The organism is Kribbella amoyensis, from assembly GCF_007828865.1.
Lineage (GTDB): Bacteria > Actinomycetota > Actinomycetes > Propionibacteriales > Kribbellaceae > Kribbella > Kribbella amoyensis.
Genome location: NZ_VIVK01000001.1, coordinates 415,239 through 437,954, shown reverse-complemented (window position 1 = coordinate 437,954; position 22,716 = coordinate 415,239). Strand labels below are relative to the sequence as shown.

The following is a 22,716-nucleotide window of genomic DNA, read 5'->3' as shown; positions in this document are numbered from 1 at the left end:
GAACCAGTGGTTCGTACGCGATGTGCGGTCGCGCTGGGGGAGCGCTGCGTGAACCGCCGCCTCGGGGGAGGGCGATCTGATGGTGTACCGGGTCCATTTCGGCTGCGCGGATCTCGCCAGGACGACGATCGCGCAGGAGCCGGATCCGTTGTGGGAGGTCGTACTCGGCCTCAACATGCTGCAGACCGATGACGGCCCGACGGTGTTCGGCGCCTGGCGCGAACGGACCAGGGCCCGGCTGACCGCGGTCGAACGTGACCTGCTGGTGCTCGCTCCACCCGTCGGCTACACCCCCGATTTCCTCACCCCGGCCGGTGCGGCCGAAGGACTCGAGGCGGGGCTGGCCGAGATCCGGTCGACCTCGCCCGATCGGCTGACGGCCGAGTTGCGGAAGCTGGCGGAGTCGGTCCGCCTCCCGCGCTGGACGCGCCGCCTCGCAGCTGGCGATCCCGCGGTGATGGAGCGGCTGATCCACGGGCTGCGGCATTTCCACCGGACGAAGATCGCGCCGCAGATGCCGAAGATCGGTACCGCCGTGATCCGCGAGATCGAGCAGCAGAGCGAAGCCGTGGCCACGAACGGTTTCGAGAACCTGGTCTCGATCATGCCCGAAGCCGTGCGCTGGCAGGCCCCGCTGTTGACGGTCGACCTGCCGCACGTGGATCGCGATCTCTATCTCTGCGGTCGCGGGCTGCGCCTGATCCCGTCGTACTTCTGCTGGCGCTACCCGATCATGCTCTTCGACCCGCAACTCCCGCCGGTACTCGTGTACCCGGTGCGGCATGACGCATCGGCTGTCGTCCACGTGGACCCGGATCGTCGGGCGGTGGGTCGGGGTACCGATCACGCCGGTGCGGTGGCGGATCTGATCGGCCGAACGCGGGCGCTGGTCCTGCGCAGTATCTCGGCCGGTGCCTGTTCGACCAGCGAACTCGCCAGCAGGACAGGGATCTCGCTCGCCTCGGCCAGCGAACACGCCCGCGTCCTGCACCGAACCGGCCTCGTCACCACCTACCGAGTAGGCAACGCGGTCCGCCACACCATCAGCCCAGTAGGCACCAAGGTCCTCACCGGCGAGCACTGACCCAACGCCGAAGCGGCACCACGGTGGTTACCGTGATGCCGCTGCGGGTGTGGAGAGGTCAGGACTTGGTCAGCTTCAGCGAGTTGATCGGGGTGAGGTTCTTGTCGACGTAGTGGTACTGCGCGAGGTACGTCGGGCAGTTCTTGCCGCCGTACTCCAAGCAGATGTACGCCTTCGCCCCGCCGTACTGGTTGTTGAACACCCGGTGCGTCCCGAACTGGTTGCTCAGGTTGTGCGCACCGTAGCTGTAGTACACGTGCGACGGACGCCCGCCGTTCCAGCTGCCGTTCGGATACACACAGACCGCGCCGTACGGGCATCCCGCGTACGTCCCGCCCTGCGCGCTCGTCCCACCGGTCTCCGCGGCCTGTGCAGCCGGCGCTCCGGCGCCCACCGAGGCCGCCAACGCGCCACCCGCCATGGCCATTCCGGCGGCAATCTTCATCGTCTTACGCATGATCTCCCCTTGATCAGCGGCACCCCCGAACTGGGACACCTCGTTGCGATGTCTCCACCTTCGGCCCCGAGCCCCGCCCCCGTGCCCGCCTTTCGGCCCACCCCGAACCACCCGCATCCCTTTCGCCCTCACCCGAAAGGCCTGGCCGCGCGCCCGGTAGTTGCCCACGGCTCGCAACATCGTCGGTCAGACGGTGGACCGGATGCCGTCGAGAAGATGCGCCAACCCGAACTGGTAGGAATCGGCGGACACCTCGCGGATGCTGCCGCCGTACGCCATGCCGCCCTCTTCCGCGTTCCACACCGCCGTCATCGTCGGGTAGCGGTCGACGTCGAAGTACGTCTCCCAGAGATCGCCGCGATCGTGCCACCAGGCATCGTTGCTCTGGCCCGTCTGGTGCTCGACCAGGTCGCTCTCGGCCTCCTGGCCCGCAGCCGAGTCGATGTACGTCGTGACCGCGAGCGCGGCCAGGTTCGCCCGGGCCGGGGGAAGGCCGAGCGCGACCATGGCGGACAACAGGTACTCCCGGCCGGCGAGCATCCCTGGTCCCACCGGCGGGCGGATCGTGGAGACATGTGCCAGCCACGGGTGGCGGCGGAACATCGCGCGCGTCTGGTCGGAGTACAGCTCGACCTGCTCACGCCAGTCGGCCGGACGCGGATCGCCGGGTCCTGGGAGCTCGCGCTCGAGCAGCACCTGGTCGACCATCAGGTCCAGGAGCTCCTCCTTCGACGGCACGTAGGTGTAGAGCGTCATCGTGCCGACGCCGAGCGCCTTCGCCACCCCGCCCATCGACGCTGCCGGCAACCCGCGCTCGTCCGCGAGAGCGAGCGCCTGCTCGATCACGGCGTCCACCGTCAGCGTCGGGCGCCGCCCTCGTACCCGCTTCGCACCTGCCTCGCCGCCAACGGCTGCTGACGGGGGCCTACCGCGTCCACCTCGCGCTCGGCGAGATCGCGGATCGGAGGCCTGCGCATCGGAGGCCTGCGGATCGGGGACCGGCTGATCGGTGGCCGGAGCTGGGCTGTGGTTGCGCCAGAGCAGGGCGAGCGTGCGGTCGGCCTGGCCGCCGCCGCTGTGCTGAACCGTCATCCGTCCTCCCGTCGCCGCATCCTCGCATAGGCGTATGAGGGCAATTCTCGTATACCCTACGGAAATTGCTTCCGAGGTGAAGGAGTGGGGAATGACCATCCTGGTGACGGGTGCGACCGGCAGTGTGGGCCGGTTGGTCGTGGACGAGCTGCTGACGGCAGGCGTGGAGGGTGTGCGGGCGCTCACCAACAATCCGGCGAGGGCTGTGCTGCCCACCGGGGTCGAGGTCGCGCGGGGCTACCTCGGGCGTCCGTCGACGCTGCCCGACGCGTTGGAAGGGATCGACACCGTCTACCTCGCGCCGCTGCCGGCGTTCGTGGACGACTTCATCGAGTGCGCGACCAAGGCGGGTGTGCGTCGCGTGGTGGTGCTGTCGGGCGAGCCGGCCGAGTACGAGGCGCAGGGCGATCCCTCGGGCTGGCACTACTACAAGGTCGAGCGGGGGATCGAGGACGCCGGCTTCGAGTGGGTGCATCTGCGGCCCGGCCAGTTCATGAACAACACGCTCGACTGGGCGCCGTCGATCAAGGCGGAGGGCGTGGTGCGCGGTCCGTACGCCAAGGCGGTGCAGACGCCGATCGACCTCGGCGATATCGCGGCCGTGGCGCGCGTGGTCCTGCTGGACGAGAGCTACACCGGGCGGAAGCTCACGATGAGCGGGCCGGAGGCGCTCACGCAGCCGGAGGAGGTGCGGATCATCGGCGAGGCGATCGGGCGGGAGTTGCGGTTCGAGGAGCTCTCGCACGCCGAAGCGGTCGCCGCCTGGGCGCCCGCGATGGGCGAGGAGTCCGCCGAGTGGCTGGTCGACGGCTTCCGGATGATGGCGGAGTACTCGATGACGCCGGAGGCCACGGTCGAGGAGCTGACGGGTCGCCCGGGCAAGACGTACCGCCAGTGGGCCGCCGCGAATGCGGAGGCCTTCCAGTCGGTGTGATGTCTCAGGGCATGGGTGACGGTTATGGGGTTTGGGGTGCGGCCGCGCGGGGTTGGCCATTGCTGATGCGGAACTGACGTAGGGCATCTGGCGGGCGCCATGCTGACCGGGATCGGTGCGAGGATGCCCCGATGACCTTTGGTGAAATCATCGTGGTTCGTCATGGGGAGTCGACCTGGAACAGTGATCGACGATGGGCTGGTCAGGCTGATCCGCCACTGACTGATCTGGGCAGGAAGCAGGCATCCGAACTGGCTCACCAATGTCGCGGTGCGGGAGTCGGTGCCGTGGCAACATCCGACTTGAGTCGGGCACGACAGACCGGCCTCATCGTTTCGGATGCTCTTGGGCTTGCTCCACCAGCCGAACTGCCGGACCTGCGCGAACGGTGGAGTAGAACGCTGACGGGACTCACAGCCGGGGAGATCGAGGACACGTTTCCGGGTGCATTGGCAGCCTGGAGAGGCGGAATGTCAACCGATCTTCCCGGCGACAGCGAGGGATTCGACACCTTCGCCGATCGTGTGCTGCGAGGATTGCAAGCCGCTGCCGGCCTCGCCTCTGTGGTTCTTGTGGTGGCTCACGCCGGAATTTTCCGCGTACTGGGGGCCGCCACTCGAACAGGCACGACCGCCTCGGTGGCAAATGCGAGCGGGCGTCGGATCGTGCTAGGTGCTGACGGCATCAGTGACAACGGGCCGGCCTTCTGAGTCCGGTCCACCGACCCCGAACCTGCCGGTGATATCGACGACCGCCATGCCAGGTCTTCCTGTCGTGTCATGTCTCAGGACGTGGCGGGATCGGTTCCTAGGCGGCGCCGACCTTCCTGGCCATCAGAACCAGCCGTACCCCGGTCACCAGGAGCCACACGAGCCAGGCGGCGTAGCCGAGTAGCCCCACGAACAGGATCGGCGATCCGTCAGCGATCGCGAGGTTGGCCACCCCGGCGGCGATCAGCAGGCCTCCCCCGGCCACGCCGAGCACACGCTGCCACGGCGCCGCCAGCCGACTCGCATGCGCCGCCAGCGCAGCGCCGATGAAGGTGGTGCCGAGCGCCGGCAGCGCCAGAGCGAGTGCTCCTGCATGCAGCTGCCAGACGAGCTTGAACAGCGGGCTCGGCTCGGCGAGCTCGCCGGCGGACAATACGACTCCGTTCCACAGAACCGCGTAGAGCGCGAAGACCGCCGCGAGAGTCGCGCCCGCGGCCACCGCGAGACGCGACCAGTCGGCGCCCGCACCCCCGCGACGCCCGACCAGCCCGTGGAAACCGGTCACGAACACGAGCAGCAGCGGCAGGTTCAGCGCCTCTGAGCCGACCGCGATCGCGACCGCGCCGCGGTTCTCCGCGTGGAAAGCGAGCACCTTCTCGATCGGGTCGCCGAAGCCGGGCGCTCCGGCCCGGACCAGCACCGCATTCTGGATGACCAACGACGCTACCAGCGCGATCGCCGCCGCGCCCACGACCCGCTCCCCGAACGCCGGGGTCGGCGCCGTCAGCGAAACCTTGTTCACGGCCACAGCATGCGCTTGTGTGGCCGCAATCATCAACGGGGATCACCCGATCTACGCCCTGGCCCACCCTGGCGCTGCTGTGGCGCTACTGAACGCTGACTCGGGAAACGCACTCATCTGCCGCTGAGCGAGCGCGTCCGGGTCAGGCCGAGCAGATGCCTTGGTTGGCCATGAGTGTCACCGATGTCTTGAGAGATCGAGTGTCACCCGTGTCCTGACACATCCACAGGTCTTCCTGTCGGTTTGAAAGCTGGGCGAACATGTGTTCGACTGTACTGCATGAGATGGGCAAGGCAGCAAATCGACGCCGAGACCCCGGGGACGTTGCCGGGGCTCGGATCGATCGCGGGCCTGGTGCGGAGCGTGACCACGCCGGAGTTCCAGGGCGTCACGTTCCACGAGGTGCTCGCCCGCTCCGCGCTGAACTCGGTGCCGGGGTCGGGGATGCCGTTCAGCTGGACGGTCAACCCGTACCGTGGCTGCACCCACGCCTGCCGGTACTGCTTCGCCCGGCCGAGCCATCGGTATCTCGAGCTCGACCAGGGCCGCGACTTCGATCAGCAGATCGTGGTGAAGACGAACGTCGCCGAGGTACTGCGCCGCGAGCTCGCCAAGCCGTCGTGGCGCGGTGAGCAAGTTGCCCTCGGCACCAATACGGATCCGTACCAGCGGGCCGAGGGGCGGTACCGGTTGATGCCGGGGATCATCGAGGCGCTGGCCGGTTCCGGGACGCCGTTGTCGATCCTGACCAAGGGGACTCTGCTCCGCCGCGACCTGGCCCTTCTGCGGGCCGCGGCGGAGCAGGTGCCGGTCGGGATCGGCGTCTCCCTCGCGCTCGCGGACGAGGAACTGCGCCGGGCCGTCGAGCCAGGCGTGCCGTCCGTGCGCGGGCGGCTGGAGCTGATCCGGGCTGTGCGCGAGGCGGGATTGCCTTGTGGGGTGATGGTTGCGCCGGTGCTGCCGTGGCTGACGGATTCGGCGGATCAGCTCGACCACCTGTTCGGCGAGCTCGCGGCGGCCGGTGCCACCGGGGTCACCACGTTGGTGCTCCATCTCCGGCCAGGGGTGAAGGAGTGGTTCATGCAGTGGCTGGCGGGGGAGCGGCCGGACCTGGTCAAGCGGTACGAAGCGCTGTACTCGCACGGCCCCAATGCGTCGCCGAGCTACCGCCGCGCCTTCGAGGGCAAGGTGAAACCCCTGCTCGACCACCACGGTTTCGGCAAGGAGTCCCGCCATCGGGCCGGCTCCGGATCGGCCGGTACGTCGGGCATCCGCGCGACCCGGGGCGTGGTCGAAGCCTCGGGTCCGGGCTCCGCATCAGGCTGGGGCGAGCCGGATCCAGCGGCCCGCTTCCGCGGACCAGGGCACTCCGGCAGGCGGTATGAGCGCTCGCCGGACACCCCGGTGCGATGGACGGACACGCCACTAGACCCGCCACGCTCACACCCAACCTCGCCGGGCGAACGGAGGCCCCACCCGAGCCAGTCAACCTCAAGGCAACCACGCACCCACGGCCCCGCCCGCGTACCACCCGTCGTCCCCGACCCCGACCAGCAAACCCTCTTCTGAGCAACACCCGAGTCATGCGGCTCCGCCTCAGGGCGAAGCGGTACCGGCTGCTTGCCTGGATCACCCGCGTTGCCTGAACCCTCATCAGCTGACGCCGATGCCGATGCCGGTCTGCGGTTAGCGGAGGGTGAGGACTTTGGGGCCGGTGGGGGTGACGGCGACGGTGTGTTCGGCGTGGGCTCCTCGGGTGCCGTCGCTGGAGCGGAGGGTCCAGCCGTCGTCGTCGATGACGTACGTGGTGGTCTGGCCGAGCCAGAACCAGGGTTCGATGGCGAGGACATGGCCGGGCCGGAGTTTGAGACCTCGGCCGGCGGGGCCGCCGTTGGGAACGTGCGGGTCCTCGTGCATGCGGCGGCCGATGCCGTGGCCGCCGAAGTCGAGGTTGGTGCCGAGGCCCGCGGCGCGGCCGACCTCGCCGATCGCGGCGCCGATGTCGCCGAGGCGGTTACCGGGGACGGCGGCGGCAATACCGGCCTCCAGGGCGCGTTCGGTGTTGGCGATGAGTTCGAGGTCTTCGGGGGCGGGGGTGCCGACGACGAAGCTGGTGGCCGAGTCGGCGCACCAGCCGTCGACGGAGGCGCCACAGTCGACGTTGAGCAGGTCGCCGTCCGCGAGGCGGTAGTCGCCGGGAAGGCCGTGCAGGACGGCGTCGTTGACCGACGTGCAGATGACTCCGCTGAACGGGCTGCCGGCGAATCCGGGCTGGTATCCCTCGAAGAGCGAGGTGGCGCCGGCGGCGCGGAGGACGTCCCGGGCGACCTCGTCCAGGTCGCGGAGGGTGACGCCGACCGCGGCCTGTTTCTTGACGGCGGTGAGCGCTGCCGCGACCACCTGGCCGGCGGCGTGCATCTGCTCGATCTCCGTCGGCGTCTTGAGCTCAACCATCTGCTTCTTCCTCAGCTTCACGGGATAGTTATACCGGTACTATAATCACGCTCATGGTGCGACCTCCACTTTCCAGCTGGGACCGTGAACGCGGTCGGCAGCTCGGCCGGCTGCTCCGCGAGGCGCGGGGCGAACGCAGCATGGTCGAGGTCGCCGCCGCCTGTGGTGTCTCGGTGGACACGCTGCGCAAGATCGAGACCGGGCGGATCCCGACGCCGGCCCTGTTCACCGTCGCGGCTGTCGCGGCGACGCTGGACCTCTCGCTGGACGCGCTCGTCCAGGGCTGCGAGGGCGAGCTGGTCCCCGAGGAGAAGGCAGCCGGCGGCGGACTCATCGCCTGATCGAGTTGCGTCGGTCGTCGACCAGTCCGCGATCGACGGCACGGGGCACCCCAGCCGACGGCGACCCAACTGACGGCGACCCACTTGACGGCGACCCAGCTGACGGCGAGCACCTGACCGCGGTGCCGGCCGACAGGGCTGACGGATCCTGCGAGCAGCTCTGGATTCCCGGCGGAGTGCCGGGCGTACCGTGGGTGGTGGGGCTTGGCCCACGGGGGCAACTTTCCGCGGGGGCGGGGCGTCTTCCTGGTGATCCGTTCGGGTGGACGGGCTCCGGGGGCTCGGGCATATGGATGGTTTGCGGCGGTGGCGCGGGGTTCTGGCAGCCGGGGTTCTGGCCGGGCTGCTGATGACCGGCTGTGCCGATGTGCCGGGGCCGTCGTCCGGCCGCGGTGGGTCCGCGCCGCACGGGTCGGTGACGCCGGAGACGCCAAAGGTGGATCAGATCAGCCTGGTGGCGACCGGGGACGTCCTGCTGCACGAGCGCTTGTGGACGACCGCTCGCCGTGACGGTTCAGCTGGTCGCTGGGACTTCGCACCGTTGCTGAGTGGCGTGAAACCGCTGGTGCAGGCGGCCGACGTGAGTCTCTGTCATCTGGAGACACCACTGGGGACGCCGTACTCCGGATATCCGTTGTTCCAGGGGCCTCCGCAGATCGCGCCGGCGCTGCGGCAGACCGGGTACGACGTCTGCTCGACGGCCAGCAACCACAGCTACGACAAAGGGGCTGCCGGCATCGATCGGACCCTGCGAACCCTGGATGCGGCCGGTCTGAAGCACACGGGGACCGCGCGGACGCCGGACGAGGCCGAGCGGCCGTTGATCGTCGCGGTCCGAGGCATCAAGGTCGCGTTCCTCAGTTACACGTACGGGTTCAACGGGAGGCCGTCTCCGGGCGGGCAGACCTGGCGGGCGGGGAAGCTCGACGTCGCCAGAATCGGCGCGATGGCGAAGAAGGCGCGCGGGCTCGGCGCGGAGATCGTCGTGGTGAGTTGCCACTGGGGTGACGAGTACTCGACCCGGGTCAACGGTCAACAGCGCTCCGTCGCGGCGAAGTTGCTTGCTGATAGCAACATCGACCTGGTGATCGGTCATCACGCGCACGTGGTGCAGCCGCTGCAGCAGCTCAACGGCAAGTGGGTCGCGTACGGGCTCGGCAATCTGGTGGCCGCGCATCGGGAGCCGGCGAGCCGCAAGGCGGAGGGGTTGCTGGTGCGGTTCACGTTCCGCCGGCAGGGTGGGCGGTGGCGGGCCGACGTGGAGTACGCGCCGTTGTTGGTGACGGACACGCTGCCGGTGCGAGTGCTCGACGTCGGACGGGAGCTCCGGCGACCTGGGCTCCCAGGTCCGCTGAAGCAGCGGTTGGAGCTGGCGCAACGACGGACGACCGAGACGGTCACCTCACTGACCACCGTCGCGAAACCACTCTGACCAGCGACTCGAAAACCCTTTGCTGGCAAGCTGTCCGGGGCCCTAGGGTCGTCGCCATGATTACGTACTTCGTGATGGTCCGTCGTGCCCGGCTCCGGGCAGGCGAGGGGTGCCTGGGGATGGCATCCGCTCGATAGTCGTTGGGCTCAACGGGTCGTGGACGCGGCCGGGGTCGTTCCCGGTGAACTCGTCCTCGACATCGGGGCCGGCAACGGTGCGCTGACCGCGCCGTTGGTCCGGGCCGGGGCTCAGGTGGTCGCCGTGGAGCTCCACCCTGGTCGGGCCGACCGGTTGCGTCGGCGGTTCTCGGATGCGCCGGTGACGGTGGTCCGGGTCGATGCCGCTGATCTGCGCTTGCCGGCCCGGCCGTTCCGGGTGATCTCCAGCCCGCCGTACGGAATCTCCACCCCGTTGCTGAAGAGGTTGCTGTCACCTGGTTCGCGCCTGGTGACGGCGGACCTTGTCCTGCAACGGCAAGTGGTGAACCGGTGGGTCGACGGCCGCGCGCCCGGTGCGGCGCGCTGGAGCCGGTACTACGACACTTCGCTCGGAATTCGCCTTCCCCGTAAGGCTTTCACCCCACCCCCTCAGGTCGATTCAGCCGTACTACGCATCGAGAGGATCCGGAAGGGCCCCGCCGCTCAGAGGTGAGCGGCAGTTTCAAGGGGTCGTTGCAACACCGCCTTGGTTTCTAGGTGGTGAGTAGATCACGCAAGCGCTCGGCTGGGGTGTCCCAGTCGAGCGTTTTGCGTGGTCGGGCGTTGAGTTCTTGGGCGACGTGTTCGAGGTCTGCGGGTCCGTGGACGGACAGGTCGGTGCCTTTGGGGAAGTACTGGCGGAGCAGTCCGTTGGTGTTTTCGTTGGTGCCGCGCTGCCAGGGTGAGTGTGGGTCACAGAAGTAGACGGCGATGTCGGTGGCGATGGTGAACTGCTTGTGGCGGGCCATCTCGCTGCCCTGGTCCCAGGTCAGCGAGCCGCGCAGGTGTTCGGGCAGGGTCTGCATCGTCGCGATGAGGCCGTCACGGACCTGTTCGGCGTCGTGGCCGCCGGGCAGGTGGACCAGCATCGTGTAGCGGGTGGCGCGTTCGACCAGGGTCGCGATCGCGGACTGGTTGTTCTCGCCCATGATCAGGTCGCCTTCCCAGTGGCCGGGGACCGCGCGGTCCTCGGCCTCGGCCGGCCGTTCGGAGATCATGATCATCTCGTCGACGAACCGGTGCCGGCGTTGCCCGGGCTGTCGTTGGGGTTGGCGGCGGGTCCGGCCGGTGCGCAGCGCGGTCTGGACTTCGCGTTTGAGGCCGCCGCGGGCCTGGAAGTACAGCGCTTGGTAGATCGTTTCGTGGCTCACGCGCATGCTCTCGTCATCGGGGAAGTCTTTGACGAGCCTGTTCGAGATCTGCTCCGGTGACAACTTCCGTTCCAGGCCCAGCTCGACCCGGTCACGCAGCGCGGCGTCGGTAACCAGCTTCGAGGCCTTGGGCCGGGCCCGGGCCGCCGCAGCGTCACGGTGGGCCTGGTACGGCAGGTAAAGCCCTTCGATGCTGTGTGCACGGACCTCACGAGAGACCGTGGACTTGTTCTTACCGATGCCGGCCGCGATCGCGGTGAGGGTGAGCTTGTTGATCAACCCGTCGGCAATCGCCAGCCGTTCATCCAGGCACAGGTAACGGTCACTGATCACAACCTCAGCTGGTCCGGTCATGGAAGTCAGATACCGGGCAGCGGCGCCGGAGTCCACGACCCGCCCGCCGGGATGGATCCGCGTGTTGTTCACCTTGCGGACTCCGCGACACCAATCCAGCCCGGTGCGCCGGTTCACGCCCACCTCCCGGGCCGCGCGCGTGATCGACCATCCCGACTCGATCAACCCGGTGAACCGCGCCCTCGCCTGCACTTTGCCCCTCACAGCCGTCACCGCGGGCACCAGCCCGGCCGCGACCAGGATCCGCCGGGCAGTGCCATGACTCACCCCGCAGGCGATCGCAGCACGGTTGATGCTCGCGGACTCGCCGAACACCGCGATCACCTGCCCCCGCACCGCGTCGGTGATGACCGTTCGTCGGCCAGACCCACCACCACGTGCTCGCAAGATCTCGTAACCACGACCCCGCTTGATTCCCAGCGCGTCACACGCCGCCGCTACCGCGACCCCCGCATCAACCATCCGCACCAAAGCATCACCGTGACGCTCAAGATCCTCCGAAAACGACATGGCCGCCGCAACTCCTCAAATCGAGGTGTTGCGACGACCACGTGAACCCGCCAGCAGCGGGGCCCTTCGGGCTTTCCACGGGCCGGCCTCAGCCGGGCAACTTCCGGGCTCAGCCGTGCCAGGAGTTCCACAGGGCGGCGTACGAACCCTGGCGCGCCACCAGTTCGTCGTGGCTGCCGAGCTCGCTGATCCGGCCGTCCTCGACGACGGCGACCCGGTCCGCGTCGTGCGCGGTGTACAGCCGGTGCGCGATCGCGATCACGGTGCGGCCCTCCAGGACGGCGGCCAGCGAGCGCTCCATGTGCCGAGCTGCGCGCGGGTCGATCAGCGAGGTCGCCTCGTCCAGGACCAGGGTGTGCGGATCGGCCAGCACCAACCGGGCCAGGGCGAGCTGCTGCGCCTGGGCCGGGGTCAGCGCGAGCTGCCCTGATCCGACCCGGGTGTCCAGGCCGTCCGGTAGCGCCTCGGCCCAGTCGCGAGCGTCGACGGCGTCCAACGCCGCCAGCAGCTCGGTGTCCGACGCGGCCGGTGCTGCCATCGACAGGTTGTCCCGCAGCGTCCCGACGAAGACGTGGTGCTCCTGAGTCACCAGGGCGACCTGCTTGCGCAACTCGTCCAGTGGCAACTCGGTCATCTCGACGCCACCGACGCTGATCGAACCGGTCCGTGGCGGGTGGATCCCCGCGACCAGCCGGCCCAGCGTCGACTTGCCGGCGCCCGACGGACCGACCATTGCGATCCGCTCACCCGGCTGGACGGTCAGGTCCACGCCGTGCAGTACGTCGCGCCCGTCGACGTACGAGAACCGCACATCCTTGGCCTCGACCAGCTCACCGGTCGGCGTCTGGCCCGACGGGGTCCGGTCGTCCGGTACGTCGGTGATGCCGAGCAACCGGGCCAGCGCCGCGCCGCCGACCTGCAGCTCGTCCATCCACGAGATCAGCCGGTCCACCGGGTCGATCAGCTGGTTGACGTAGAGCACCGCGGCCGTGACCGCGCCCAAAGTGACGTGCCCGTTGATGTGCAGCCAGCCGCCGAACAGCAGCGTGCCGACGACGGGCACGAGGTACCCGACCTCGACCACCGGGAACCACACGGTCCGCAGGAAGAGCGTGTACCGCTCGGCCTGGTACGAACCGCGGATGTCGCGGTCGGTCCGGCGGACGCGATCGTCGTACCGGCGCAGCGACTCCACGGTGCGCGCGCCCTCGACGGTCTCGGCGAGCGAGCTCGTCATCTGCGCGTACGCCGCGTTCTCGCGCAGGTACCCGTCCTTCGCGCGGCGCAGGTACCACCGCGTACTGAGGACCAGCACCGGCACCAACGCGAGCAGCGGGAGCATCACCCAGACACCGACGAGCAGCGTCGCGCATACCGTGAACAGCACGGTCACGAACGCGACGATCGTCTCCGGCACCGCGAACCGCACGGTCCGGGACAGCGCGTCCACGTCCCGCGAGGTCCGGGAGAGCAGGTCGCCTGTCCCGGCTCGCTCGACGGTCCCGATCGGCAGCGCGAGCGCGTTGTCGACGAAGTCCTCGCGCAACTCGGCCAGCACCTGCTCGCCGAGGGCGAAGGACCGGTACCGCGCCCAGCGAGTGAGCAGCGACTGCGCCACGACGAACACGGCGATCACCGCGATCACCTGGTTCACCGCGCTCACCGTGGTGCCGTCCTGCACCTTCTCGACCAGCTCGCCGATCAACCGGGGCGCGGCCAGGCCGGTCACCGCGGCGAGGGCGTGCAGGCCGAGCGCGATCAGCAGCGCGCGGGGATGCCGCCGGGCCAGGCGCCGGGCGTGCCGGCGGACCTCGGCGGAGTCCGCCACCGGCAGGATCTGCTTCACGCCGGCACCTCCTCTTCCTCGGTCTGCCTGGTCACGGTCCGGCGGTACCGCGCCTCGGTCTCCAACAGTTCACGGTGCTTGCCACTGGCAACGACATGCCCGTCGGCCACGAACACCACCTCGTCCACCCGGTCGAGCAGCAACGGGCTCGACGTGAGCACGATCGTGCTGCGGCCCACCCGGTGCTCCTTCAGCCGGTCGGCGATCCGTGCCTCGGTGTGCGCGTCCACCGCCGACGTCGGCTCCACCAGCACCAGGACCGACGGGTCCCGCAGCAGCGCGCGGACCAGCATCAGCCGCTGCCGCTGGCCCCCCGAGAACGAGCGGCCCTTCTCCTCCACGTCGGAGTCGAGCCCGTCGGCCAGCGCGACCAGCACGTCCTCGGCCGACGCGGTCCGGATCGCCGCCATCAGCTCGTCGTCGGTCCGGCGGCCGTCCGGGTCCAGCTCGTCCCGCAGGACGCCGGTGAACAGCTGTGCGCCCGTGTCGCTGACCAGGATGCGGTCCCGGACGTCGGCCCGGGTCGCGCTGGCGAGGGTGACCCCGCCGTACCGGACCTCGCTGGCGTCGTCGTACCGGCCGAGCAGGTCGGCGAGGACGGCGGCGCGGTCGGGCTCGGCCGAGACGACCGCGGTCAGCAGGCCGTCGCGGGCGCGGATCCCGGAGACCGGGTCGACCAGGTCACCGCGGTCGGGCAGCCGGACCGGCTCGGCCGGGTCCACCACGTCCGGGGTCAGCTCGAGCACCCGGATGATGCGGCGGGACGCGACCAGGGCGCGCATCAGCTGGTTCGCCATCTCGGTCGCGGTCCGCAGCGGCAGCACCAGGAAGGTGGCGTACCCGTAGAAGGCGACCAGACTGCCGGCGCTGAGCTGGCCGCGGACCGCGAAGTGCGCGCCGAGGCCGACCACGGTGACCACGAAGATGCCGGGCAGGAAGACCTGCGCCGCGTCCAGCACGGACTGGATCCGCGCCACCTTGACGCCCGCGCCGCGGACCTCCTGCGACTCGCTGCGGTACCGGCGGGAGAAGGACTCCTCACCACCGATACCGCGCAGGACCCGCAGACCGGCGACGATGTCGGAGCCGAGCGAGTTCAGCTCGCCGACCGCGTCACGCTGGGCGGACTGACGCCGGTGCAGCGGCCGCAGCATCGGGCCGAGCGCGAACAGCATCAGCGGTACGCCGATCAGCACGACCAGGCCGAGCGTCGTCGACGACGACAGCAGGATCACGGCGACCACCACGAACGCGACCACGGCGCCGGTGAACCGGGCCGAGATCTCCAGGATGTTGCCGATGTAGGCCAGGTCGCTCGCGCCGATGCTGACCACCTCGCCGGTGGCCAGGTTCTTCGGCAGGGTGGCGCCGAGATCGGCCGACTTCCGGGTGACCACCTGGACCGTGCGGTACGCGCCGCTCAGCCAGTTCGACACCGCGAACCGGTGTCGCATGATCCCGGCCAGCGCCTGCAGGACGCCGACGGCGAACAGTACGGCGGTCCAGCGCAGCAGTTGCTCGCTGTCGCGGGCGGCGATCCCGTCGTCGATCGCGCGGCCGAGGATCGCCGGGATGAACGCCTGCGCGCCCATCCACAGGATGCCGAACGTCATCCCGCCGAGGAGCGTGGCCTTCTGGCCGCGGGCCACCCAGAGCAGGTAGCGCGCGGCGGAGCGGTGATCCGGAGTGCCGGGATCGGCGAGCGGGAGCTTCTTCATAACCTTTTCAGGCTAGGTCTCGGCACCGACAGACCGCATGCGATTTATCTGCCGCCGGGGGCGGACCGATCAGGTGACCTCCGCCGTGCGTTCCCCTCAGGAGAGCTTCACCTTGCGTTGGGCAACGGGTTCCCGGGCCGCCACCTGGACCGCCTGTCCTGGATCCATGCTGGTCATCGCGCATCGGGGAGCGAGCGGGTACCGCCCGGAACACACGCCGGCGGCGTACCGCCTGGCCGCGGCCCTCGGGGCCGACTACCTGGAACCGGACCTGGTCGCCACGCTCGACGGCGTCCTGGTCGCCCGGCACGAGAACGAGATCTCCGGCACCACCGACGTCGCCGACCACCCGGTGTTCGCGGACCGGCGGATCACCAAGATCATCGACGGGACCGCCGTCACCGGCTGGTTCGTCGAGGACTTCACCTACCCGGAGCTGTGTACGTTGCGGGCCCGGGAGCGGATGCCGCACCTGCGCGCGGCCAACACGGCGTACGACGGGCGGGAGACGATCCCCACCTTCGACGACGTGCTGCTGCTGGCCCGGCAGGAGTCGGTGCGCCTCGGCCGGCCGATCGGGGTGATCCCCGAGATCAAGCATCCGGCGTACTTCCGCCGGGTGGGGCTGCCGTTGGAGGAACTGCTGGCCGACCGGCTCGCCGTCCTCGGCGCCGGTCCGGACGAGGTGATGGTGCAGTCCTTCGAGCCGACCAGCCTGCGCCGGCTCGCCGTCCTCACCGACGTCCCGCTGGTCCAGCTGATCGACGCGGAGAGCGCGCCGAACGACTTCCTCCGCACCGGTGACGGCCGGACCTTCGCCGACCTGATCGAACCGGCCGGACTGCGCGAGATCTCGACGTACGCCCAGGTGCTCGCGCCGCACAAGGACCTGGTGATCCCGCGTCGGGCCGACGGCTCCCTCGGGACCCCGACCGGCCTGGTCGAGCAGGCCCATCGCGCCGGTCTGGCGGTTCAGGTGTGGACCTTCCGCGCCGAACGCCTCTTCCTCCCGGCCGGCCTCGACCTGGCCGCCGAGCTCGATCACTTCACCGCCCTCGGCATCGAGGGCATCTTCGCCGACCAGCCGGACATCGCCGTCGCCGCTGTGGCCCGCAAGTCCGCCCTCGGGGTCTGAGGGCGTTTCAGCGGGGCAGCTCGGCGCGGAGCTCCTTGAGGGCGGCGTCGGCGGCCGGGGCGAGTTCGCGGTCGATCACGCGGTTGGCGTCGATCCCGAGAACGACACGGGCGCTGGTCGACGGCCGGGTCCGGATCAGCTTGGTCCGCAGGTTCGTGGGCGGGTGCGTGGCATCCGTCCGCGTCTCCCGCAGCTCGCTGACCCGGAGCCGCCGCTCGATCTCCCGCCGCGGCACGCCGCTGACCGAGCGCCGCACGGCCTCCAACGGCGGTACGTCCTGCTCGAAGCGCAGCGCCCGCTCCAGCGCGCGGTACGCCGCGTCGGCGAGCAACGACCGCTCCAACGCAGCCGCGGCCGCTTCCGACCCGGCCACCTCACCGGACTTACGGTCGGCCAGGTACTCCGCCCGCTGGCCGCTGCGCAGGTCGGTCCGGTCCAGCAGCCACGTGTACCCGCGGACGAGCGGACCGAGAATGCTGTTGATCACCCGGGTCAGGTGGCCCTGCGTGGTGTCCGCACCCACCGCGTACGCCACATCCAGCCGGTACTCGTCGTACTCCTGGTTGCTGAACGCCCGGTGCAGCTGGTCGAGGATCGACCGTGCCGCCTCGGTCACCCAGCCGTGCCGCGCGTCCCCGTTCTTGCCGTGCCCGAGTTCGTGGGCGAGCACCGCGACACGCTCCTGCGGGCCGAGCGTCACCCACAGCGGCAGGCCGATCCCGACCACCGGGCGGAAGCGCCAGCCGATCCGGGCGAACCAGACGTTCGGCTCGGTGTCCACGGCGACGGCCGCGATTCGCTGGGTCCCGAGGGCGGCGGCGATCTCGTCGAGCAGTGCGAACAACCCGGGTGCCTCGTCGCGCAGGACCAGGGGCGAGTCCGGCGGCAGGTACTGCGCGCGAGGCCGGAAGGCGGCCGCGATGGCGAAGGCGATGAGCGCCAGCGGAATGCTGAGCCAGAACGGCCGGTAGAACACGATCAGTCCGACGCCGGCGAGCAATCCGGTCACCGGCAGGACGAGCAGCAGGGCGGAGAGTACGAGGGCGGTGACGCGGGCCAGATCCCAGCCCGGGCGATGGACCGCGCCCTGTTCGAGTTCGCGGTACAGCGTGTCGGCGAGCCGGTGTTCCAGCTTCGTCCGCCACGCCGGCAACGGACGGTCGGCCGGGCCCGGATCGACGTTCCATCCACACTGGTCGCACCAGGTCACATAGCCGGGATCAACCCTGATCCGCAGCGAGCACTCGGGGCACTGGACCACCCCACTGTCGGTCTGCACGCGAGCAGTGTGACAGCGATCCCGGATTTCGTCTTCCGTCGTGAGCTCGCTGCTACTGTCGAGGTGGTCCGGCGCTGCGGAGTGCGTCTCTATCGCGCGACAGGGGAACGACGTGGCGACAGTCGGCTGGTTGGTCGAGGGCAAGCTGTCCGGCGAGCTGATCATCACGGCCCCGGAGGCGCCGGCCGATGTCGAGGCGTCGGTCGGGCGGCTCGATCTGGCGCTCTGCAAGTTCACCGGGCGTCGTGCTCGGGTTCAACCTGGCGCGCTTCAGCGGCCCGGCGATCGTGTCCCTGACCCGCTGGCGGGACCGGCGCAAGAGTGGTACCACGCCCGAGAAGGTCGAGCGCAAGCTCAAGCCCGTCGCCCGGCGGATCGCCGCGGACGCGCAGGGTACGGCCGACCTCGTTCTCGACCGCGCCCCTCACCTGGAGGCGAAGGTCCATGAGCTGTTGTGGCGCTCAGCAACCGGTTCGGACGCGGCCCGGCAGGGGCTCGAGGCACTGATCGCCCAGGTCGCGCCCGAGGTGGCCGCCGACCGCCAGGCAGCGGCGGCGGCCTTCGTCCAGCAACTGGAAGACGCCAAGAAACAAGGAAAGTTCTGATCCTCGCTCCGGCCGGCGGATCACGCGGCCGGCGGCTTGTCGTCGTAGATGCGGGTGGCGATGTCCGCCTCGGGCGAGTCCTGCTGGGGCTGCTGGATGTTCTGCTGGACGTTCTGCCAGACGGCCTTGCCGTCGGCCTCCGGGATCACGATCCACGCGACCACGTAGCCGAGCAGCGCGGAGCCGCCGGTGATCAGGGTGAGACCGACGATGCCCAGGCGGACCAGGGTGACGTCGATGTTCAGGTACTCCGCGATCCCGCCGGAGACACCGGACAGCATGCGCTGGTTCTTGGAGCGGCGGAGGACCTTGCCGGACAGGTTCGAGAAAGGTGCGGTGGAGTTCGTCATGTCCTCAACTCTGCTGCCTGCGGACCCCGCGGCACATCGGGATCGGTACCGAGCGGCCCCTGACCCGACCCCGGGACCCCCGGGCCGGGGTCCCTGACGACTTCTGTCGGTGCCGCCGCCTACGGTCGGAGGATGGAAGCGCAGGCGGTGCTGAAACTGGTGCTGGGGTTGCCGGGGGCGGAGGAGCAGGAGGGCTGGGCCGGGCAGCCGGCCTTCCGGGTTCGCAAGAAGGGCTTCGGGTACCTGTCCGAGGACGAGTCGACGCTGTTCCTGAAGTCGTTCCGGGAGGAGCAGCAGGCGCTGATCGCGGAGAACCCGGACGTCTACTCGTCCTGGTGGGAGTCCGGCCGGTTCGGCTGGCTCGTCATCGACCTGGCCGCGGCCGACGAGGACGAGGTCACCGAGCTGATCATCGAGGCCTGGCGGCTGACAGCCCCCAAGTACCTGATCAAGCAGTGGGAGACCACGCCACAGCCCTAACGGCGGACCAGGACCCACTGCGGGGAGGTCCGGGCGATCTCCTCGAAGCCGGCGTCGAGGTAGATCGAGAGGGGTCCGCGGTAGAGATCGGCCGACGGGACCCGGCCTGCTCGGGCGGTGTCGACCGCGCAGGCTTCCACCACGGTCGCGCCCTGGTCCCGGGCGAAGTCCACGGCCCCTTCGACCAGGTGAGCGGCGACGCCCTGGCGGCGGTGCGGGACCGGGACGACGAAGCACGTGATCACCCAGGCCTCGGGATCACCGCCGCGCCAGTTCGGTGACGCGAGCACGCGGGGATAGGCCGCCCGGGGAGCCACGGCACACCAGCCGACCGGCGTACCGTCGGGCGCGGTCGCCAGGACGCCGGGTGCCCGCTCGTCGCCGTGGACCTGGTCACGCAGCGCGTCCCGGTTGTTCTCCGGAGTGGCCGAGTTCCATGCCTTGCCGCGGAGCCGGAAGTACTGGCAGAAGCACCTGGACGGGTCACCGCGTTCGCCCATCACGGTGCGCACGTCCGCCCAGCGCTCGGGAGTGGTCGGTCCCACCTCGATACCCACACCGTCACCCTAGGCTCCTGGATGGTCGCTGGCTTGCACTCGGTTGGGGCGAGTGCTAATACTTGGTTAGCACTCACCAGGCGAGAGTGATAACAGTCGCGCCCGGTGAGTACTGCACAAAGACGGCCTCGATGAGGTGCCGGGACGCGACGGGACGTGACCGCCGCGGCACGGTGCCGTCCGTCGCGGGCATCCGGCCGGCTGGACCACAGAACTCGACGCGGGAGGACTCGCGGAGAATGCCCAAGCTGATTTCTTTCAATGAAGAGGCGCGCCGCGGCCTCGAGCGGGGGATGAACACCCTCGCCGACGCCGTCAAGGTGACGCTTGGCCCGAAGGGCCGCAACGTCGTGCTGGAGAAGAAGTGGGGCGCCCCCACGATCACCAACGACGGTGTCTCCATCGCCAAGGAGATCGAGCTCGAGGACCCGTACGAGAAGATCGGGGCCGAGCTCGTCAAGGAAGTTGCCAAGAAGACCGACGACGTCGCGGGTGACGGCACCACCACCGCCACCGTGCTGGCCCAGGCCCTCGTCCGCGAGGGGCTGCGCAACGTCGCCGCCGGCGCGAACCCGATGGGCCTGAAGAAGGGCATCGAGAAGGCGACCGAGGCCGTCAGCGAGCAGTTGCTGGCGCTGGCCAAGGACGTCGAGACCCGGGAGCAGATCGCTTCCACCGCCTCGATCTCCGCCGCCGACAACCAGGTCGGCCAGATCATCGCCGAGGCGATGGACAAGGTCGGCAAGGAAGGCGTCATCACCGTCGAGGAGAGCAACACCTTCGGTCTCGAGCTCGAGCTCACCGAGGGTATGCGCTTCGACAAGGGCTACATCTCGCCGTACTTCGTCACCGACACGGAGCGGATGGAAGCGGTCCTCGACGACCCGTACGTCCTCATCGTGAACAGCAAGATCTCGAGCATCAAGGACCTGGTCCCGGTGCTGGAGAAGGTGATGCAGACCGGCAAGCCGCTGGCCATCATCGCCGAGGACATCGAGGGCGAGGCGCTGGCGACCCTGGTCGTCAACAAGATCAAGGGCACCTTCAAGACCGTCGCCGTCAAGGCGCCGGGCTTCGGTGACCGCCGCAAGGCCATGCTCGGTGACATCGCCATCCTGACCGGTGGCCAGGTCATCTCCGAGGAGGTCGGCCTCAAGCTCGACTCCGCGGACCTGGAGCTGCTCGGCCAGGCGCGCAAGGTCGTCGTCACCAAGGACGAGACCACCATCGTCGAGGGCACCGGCGAGGCCGCCGCGATCGAGGGCCGGGTCAACCAGATCCGCGCCGAGATCGAGAAGTCCGACTCCGACTACGACCGCGAGAAGCTGCAGGAGCGGCTGGCCAAGCTGGCCGGCGGCGTCGCGGTGATCAAGGTCGGCGCGGCCACCGAGGTCGAGCTGAAGGAGCGCAAGCACCGCATCGAGGACGCCGTCCGCAACGCGAAGGCGGCCGTCGAGGAGGGCATCGTCGCCGGTGGCGGCGTGGCCCTGCTGCAGGCCTCCGTGGTGGCGTTCGAGAAGCTCGAGCTCGAGGGCGACGAGGCGACCGGCGCGCAGATCGTGAAGCAGGCCGTCGAGGCCCCGCTGAAGCAGATCGCCGTCAACGCCGGCCTCGAGGGTGGCGTCGTGGTGGAGAAGGTTCGCAACCTCGAGCCGGGTCACGGTCTGAACGCCGCGACCGGTGAGTACGTGGACCTGATCAAGACCGGCATCATCGACCCGGCCAAGGTGACCCGCTCGGCGCTGCAGAACGCGGCGTCCATCGCGGCCCTGTTCCTCACCACCGAGGCCGTCATCGCCGACAAGCCGGAGAAGGCCGCGGCCGCTCCGGGTGGCGCGCCCGACATGGGCGGCATGGACTTCTGATCTCCTGAAGTTCACCAGCACGACGAAGCGGTCCCGGGCCTCGGCCCGGGACCGCTTCGCTGTGTCCGGTTTGCTGTGTCCGGCGGTCAGGTGCCGGTGATCAGCCGCTGGGCGAGCACCGGCGAGAAGGTCCCGGCCGGGTTCACTGCCCCGCGGGGAAGGGGTGGCTCGCCGGGTCGGGGGCGACCTGGGCCGCGCGGAGCAGCCGGAGCTGGCCGATCTCGGCGGCGTTCTTCATCAGCTCGGCGTTCACCCACGCGTACATGTCCGCGACCGACTTGCCCGCCTCGGGCGGCCACGGGAACGCGGCCGGCTGGTCCAGCCGCTCGGCGTCGGTGTCGGTCAGGACGGCGGCCCACTCGTCCTGCAGCCGGCGCATCCAGCTCAGCGTGCCGGCCAGGTCGCCGGGCCAGTGGATCTCGGTCCGGTGCGGCGGGATGACCTGCTGGGCATGCGCGAGCGCGACCGTCCACCACCAGCCGATGTGCCAGCTGAGCCAGCCGATCGTGGGGACCGGGATCGGGTCGAGTTCGCGCTCGTCCCAGTCGGCCCGCCAGCCGCCCGAGCCGTCCGGGCGCATGGTCCAGCACACCGCCGCCGGTTCCCAGAGCAGGTCCTCCGGGGTCAGCCGGTTCAGGTGGTACTCGAACAGCGCCCAGGTCAGCTCGAACTGGCCGGGCAGGACGGCGGTTGAAGTTCTCACCGCCGTATCTTTTCAGGCCGCGGTATCGACCTCGCAGAAGGACGCGTAGTGGTCGTCGGTGTAGTACAGGTTCTCCGGGTCGGTGGTCTCGCCGCCGCCGACCAGCCGGCGCGCGCCGCGGTCGGGTGAGCCGGGCGTCTCCACGGTGTACTCGTGGTAGTAGCCGGTGGACTCGTCGGGCAGGATGCCTTCCCGGTTCTGGAAGACGGTGCCGTCCTGCTCGTGCGGGAACGGCCCGCCGGAGTGGATCAGGTCGAGGGTCTCGGACGCCTCGGCCGGCAACGAACTCAGCTCGCAGGACGGCAGCGCGGCGATCGAGAACGGGACGGCGTAGCTGAGGGACGTGGGGGCGGTTCGGGCGGCGGGGGCGGCGGCGGACGCCGTGCTGAGGCCGAGGAAGAACGTGGCCAGCAGTGCGGCGACGGCGGCGAGGGCCCGGGTGATGGGGGTTCGCATGGTTCGGAGGCTTCCCGGCCCGAACCCCGCTGGTACATCCCAGCTGTGAATAATCGCTGGCCTATGACCCCGACGTTTCGCTAAGGTCTGCGGCAGCGAGAGACCCTCGGAGCGGAAGGAGCGACCGATGATCACCCTGACTTGTGTCCCGGCGCGAAACCTCCGCTCGTACAGCTCGCACTGAGCGGATCCGCGCCTCCTTGC

Annotated in this window: 23 protein-coding genes; 11 read left to right on the top strand and 12 right to left on the bottom strand. The window is 69.6% G+C overall.

All coding sequences use genetic code 11. The features are described 5' to 3' along the window. Positions 1-79 precede the first annotated feature (79 nt). A complete protein-coding gene (locus tag FB561_RS02125) occupies positions 80-1,084 on the top strand; it encodes an ArsR/SmtB family transcription factor (protein ID WP_145802457.1) in 1,005 nt (334 codons plus the stop codon). 58 nt (positions 1,085-1,142) lie between these two features. Here FB561_RS02125 and FB561_RS02120 read toward each other — a convergent pair whose 3' ends face one another. Together FB561_RS02120 and FB561_RS02115 are read right to left on the bottom strand one after the other, a co-directional pair. Further along, positions 1,143-1,541 (bottom strand): hypothetical protein, encoded by a 399-nt coding sequence (locus FB561_RS02120; protein ID WP_145802455.1) that lies wholly within the window; start codon positions 1,539-1,541, stop codon positions 1,143-1,145. 186 nt (positions 1,542-1,727) lie between these two features. Beyond that, complete coding sequence (locus FB561_RS02115; protein WP_145802454.1) at positions 1,728-2,633, bottom strand: TetR/AcrR family transcriptional regulator; 906 nt, start codon at positions 2,631-2,633, stop codon at positions 1,728-1,730. Between the two features lie 91 nt (positions 2,634-2,724). Between FB561_RS02115 and FB561_RS02110 the strand changes: the two genes are divergently transcribed. Together FB561_RS02110 and FB561_RS02105 are read left to right on the top strand one after the other, a co-directional pair. Then, positions 2,725-3,567: an SDR family oxidoreductase gene (locus tag FB561_RS02110; RefSeq protein ID WP_145802451.1), complete on the top strand. Its 843-nt coding sequence runs from the start codon at positions 2,725-2,727 to the stop codon at positions 3,565-3,567. Between the two features lie 131 nt (positions 3,568-3,698). Next, positions 3,699-4,277, top strand: coding sequence for a histidine phosphatase family protein (locus FB561_RS02105; protein WP_145802449.1), 579 nt, complete (start codon positions 3,699-3,701; stop codon positions 4,275-4,277). 97 nt (positions 4,278-4,374) lie between these two features. Here FB561_RS02105 and FB561_RS02100 read toward each other — a convergent pair whose 3' ends face one another. Further along, a complete protein-coding gene (locus FB561_RS02100) occupies positions 4,375-5,079 on the bottom strand; it encodes a DUF4386 family protein (RefSeq protein ID WP_202880522.1) in 705 nt (234 codons plus the stop codon). A 279-nt stretch (positions 5,080-5,358) separates the two neighbouring features. Here FB561_RS02100 and FB561_RS02095 point away from each other — a divergent pair, with 279 nt between their 5' ends. After that, the gene (locus FB561_RS02095) at positions 5,359-6,648 is read left to right on the top strand and encodes an Rv2578c family radical SAM protein (RefSeq protein ID WP_145802445.1); all 1,290 of its coding nucleotides are present in this window, start codon (positions 5,359-5,361) and stop codon (positions 6,646-6,648) included. Between the two features lie 117 nt (positions 6,649-6,765). Here FB561_RS02095 and map read toward each other — a convergent pair whose 3' ends face one another. Continuing rightward, positions 6,766-7,533 (bottom strand): type I methionyl aminopeptidase, encoded by a 768-nt coding sequence (map, locus tag FB561_RS02090; RefSeq protein ID WP_145802443.1) that lies wholly within the window; start codon positions 7,531-7,533, stop codon positions 6,766-6,768. A gap of 53 nt (positions 7,534-7,586) precedes the next feature. Here map and FB561_RS02085 point away from each other — a divergent pair, with 53 nt between their 5' ends. The 3 genes from FB561_RS02085 (at position 7,587) to FB561_RS02075 (ending at position 9,957) form a co-directional block, all read left to right on the top strand. Next, positions 7,587-7,874, top strand: a complete 288-nt coding sequence (locus tag FB561_RS02085; RefSeq protein WP_145802441.1) for a helix-turn-helix domain-containing protein — start codon at positions 7,587-7,589, stop codon at positions 7,872-7,874. 436 nt (positions 7,875-8,310) lie between these two features. After that, positions 8,311-9,306: a CapA family protein gene (locus FB561_RS02080; RefSeq protein ID WP_238334612.1), complete on the top strand. Its 996-nt coding sequence runs from the start codon at positions 8,311-8,313 to the stop codon at positions 9,304-9,306. Positions 9,307-9,390: 84 nt separating this feature from the next. Further along, positions 9,391-9,957, top strand: a complete 567-nt coding sequence (locus FB561_RS02075; protein WP_145802437.1) for a 23S rRNA (adenine(2058)-N(6))-methyltransferase Erm(C) — start codon at positions 9,391-9,393, stop codon at positions 9,955-9,957. A gap of 40 nt (positions 9,958-9,997) precedes the next feature. On the opposite strand, the gene FB561_RS02070 is transcribed toward FB561_RS02075, so the two are convergent. The 3 genes from FB561_RS02070 to FB561_RS02060 form a co-directional block, all read right to left on the bottom strand. After that, on the bottom strand, positions 9,998-11,170 hold the full coding sequence (locus FB561_RS02070) for an IS30 family transposase (protein WP_420371353.1): 1,173 nt from the start codon (positions 11,168-11,170) through the stop codon (positions 9,998-10,000). A 457-nt stretch (positions 11,171-11,627) separates the two neighbouring features. Continuing rightward, positions 11,628-13,364, bottom strand: coding sequence for an ABC transporter ATP-binding protein (locus tag FB561_RS02065; RefSeq protein WP_145802435.1), 1,737 nt, complete (start codon positions 13,362-13,364; stop codon positions 11,628-11,630). Continuing rightward, positions 13,361-15,082: an ABC transporter ATP-binding protein gene (locus tag FB561_RS02060; RefSeq protein ID WP_145802433.1), complete on the bottom strand. Its 1,722-nt coding sequence runs from the start codon at positions 15,080-15,082 to the stop codon at positions 13,361-13,363. The genes FB561_RS02065 and FB561_RS02060 overlap by 4 nt, the downstream gene beginning before the upstream one ends. A gap of 166 nt (positions 15,083-15,248) precedes the next feature. On the opposite strand from FB561_RS02060, the gene FB561_RS02055 reads away from it, so the two are divergent. After that, entirely contained in the window at positions 15,249-16,217 is a 969-nt protein-coding gene (locus FB561_RS02055) for a glycerophosphodiester phosphodiesterase family protein (protein ID WP_145802431.1), read from the top strand. A gap of 7 nt (positions 16,218-16,224) precedes the next feature. On the opposite strand, the gene FB561_RS02050 is transcribed toward FB561_RS02055, so the two are convergent. Next, positions 16,225-17,496, bottom strand: coding sequence for a M48 family metalloprotease (locus tag FB561_RS02050; RefSeq protein ID WP_145802429.1), 1,272 nt, complete (start codon positions 17,494-17,496; stop codon positions 16,225-16,227). A gap of 188 nt (positions 17,497-17,684) precedes the next feature. Between FB561_RS02050 and FB561_RS02045 the strand changes: the two genes are divergently transcribed. Then, on the top strand, positions 17,685-18,101 hold the full coding sequence (locus tag FB561_RS02045) for a hypothetical protein (protein WP_145802427.1): 417 nt from the start codon (positions 17,685-17,687) through the stop codon (positions 18,099-18,101). 20 nt (positions 18,102-18,121) lie between these two features. Here FB561_RS02045 and FB561_RS02040 read toward each other — a convergent pair whose 3' ends face one another. After that, on the bottom strand, positions 18,122-18,451 hold the full coding sequence (locus tag FB561_RS02040) for a PspC domain-containing protein (RefSeq protein WP_145802425.1): 330 nt from the start codon (positions 18,449-18,451) through the stop codon (positions 18,122-18,124). A gap of 132 nt (positions 18,452-18,583) precedes the next feature. On the opposite strand from FB561_RS02040, the gene FB561_RS02035 reads away from it, so the two are divergent. Next, positions 18,584-18,931, top strand: a complete 348-nt coding sequence (locus tag FB561_RS02035) for an MmcQ/YjbR family DNA-binding protein (RefSeq protein WP_145802423.1) — start codon at positions 18,584-18,586, stop codon at positions 18,929-18,931. Here FB561_RS02035 and FB561_RS02030 read toward each other — a convergent pair. Then, positions 18,928-19,488, bottom strand: coding sequence for a GNAT family N-acetyltransferase (locus FB561_RS02030; RefSeq protein ID WP_145802421.1), 561 nt, complete (start codon positions 19,486-19,488; stop codon positions 18,928-18,930). The two genes, FB561_RS02035 and FB561_RS02030, sit on opposite strands and share 4 nt — an antisense overlap. Before the next feature lie 239 nt (positions 19,489-19,727). Between FB561_RS02030 and groL the strand changes: the two genes are divergently transcribed. Then, positions 19,728-21,353, top strand: a complete 1,626-nt coding sequence (groL, locus tag FB561_RS02025) for a chaperonin GroEL (RefSeq protein ID WP_145802419.1) — start codon at positions 19,728-19,730, stop codon at positions 21,351-21,353. Between the two features lie 142 nt (positions 21,354-21,495). On the opposite strand, the gene FB561_RS02020 is transcribed toward groL, so the two are convergent. Together FB561_RS02020 and FB561_RS02015 are read right to left on the bottom strand one after the other, a co-directional pair. Beyond that, complete coding sequence (locus tag FB561_RS02020; RefSeq protein WP_145802417.1) at positions 21,496-22,056, bottom strand: DinB family protein; 561 nt, start codon at positions 22,054-22,056, stop codon at positions 21,496-21,498. 12 nt (positions 22,057-22,068) lie between these two features. Then, complete coding sequence (locus FB561_RS02015) at positions 22,069-22,512, bottom strand: guanyl-specific ribonuclease (protein WP_145802415.1); 444 nt, start codon at positions 22,510-22,512, stop codon at positions 22,069-22,071. Positions 22,513-22,716 lie beyond the last annotated feature (204 nt).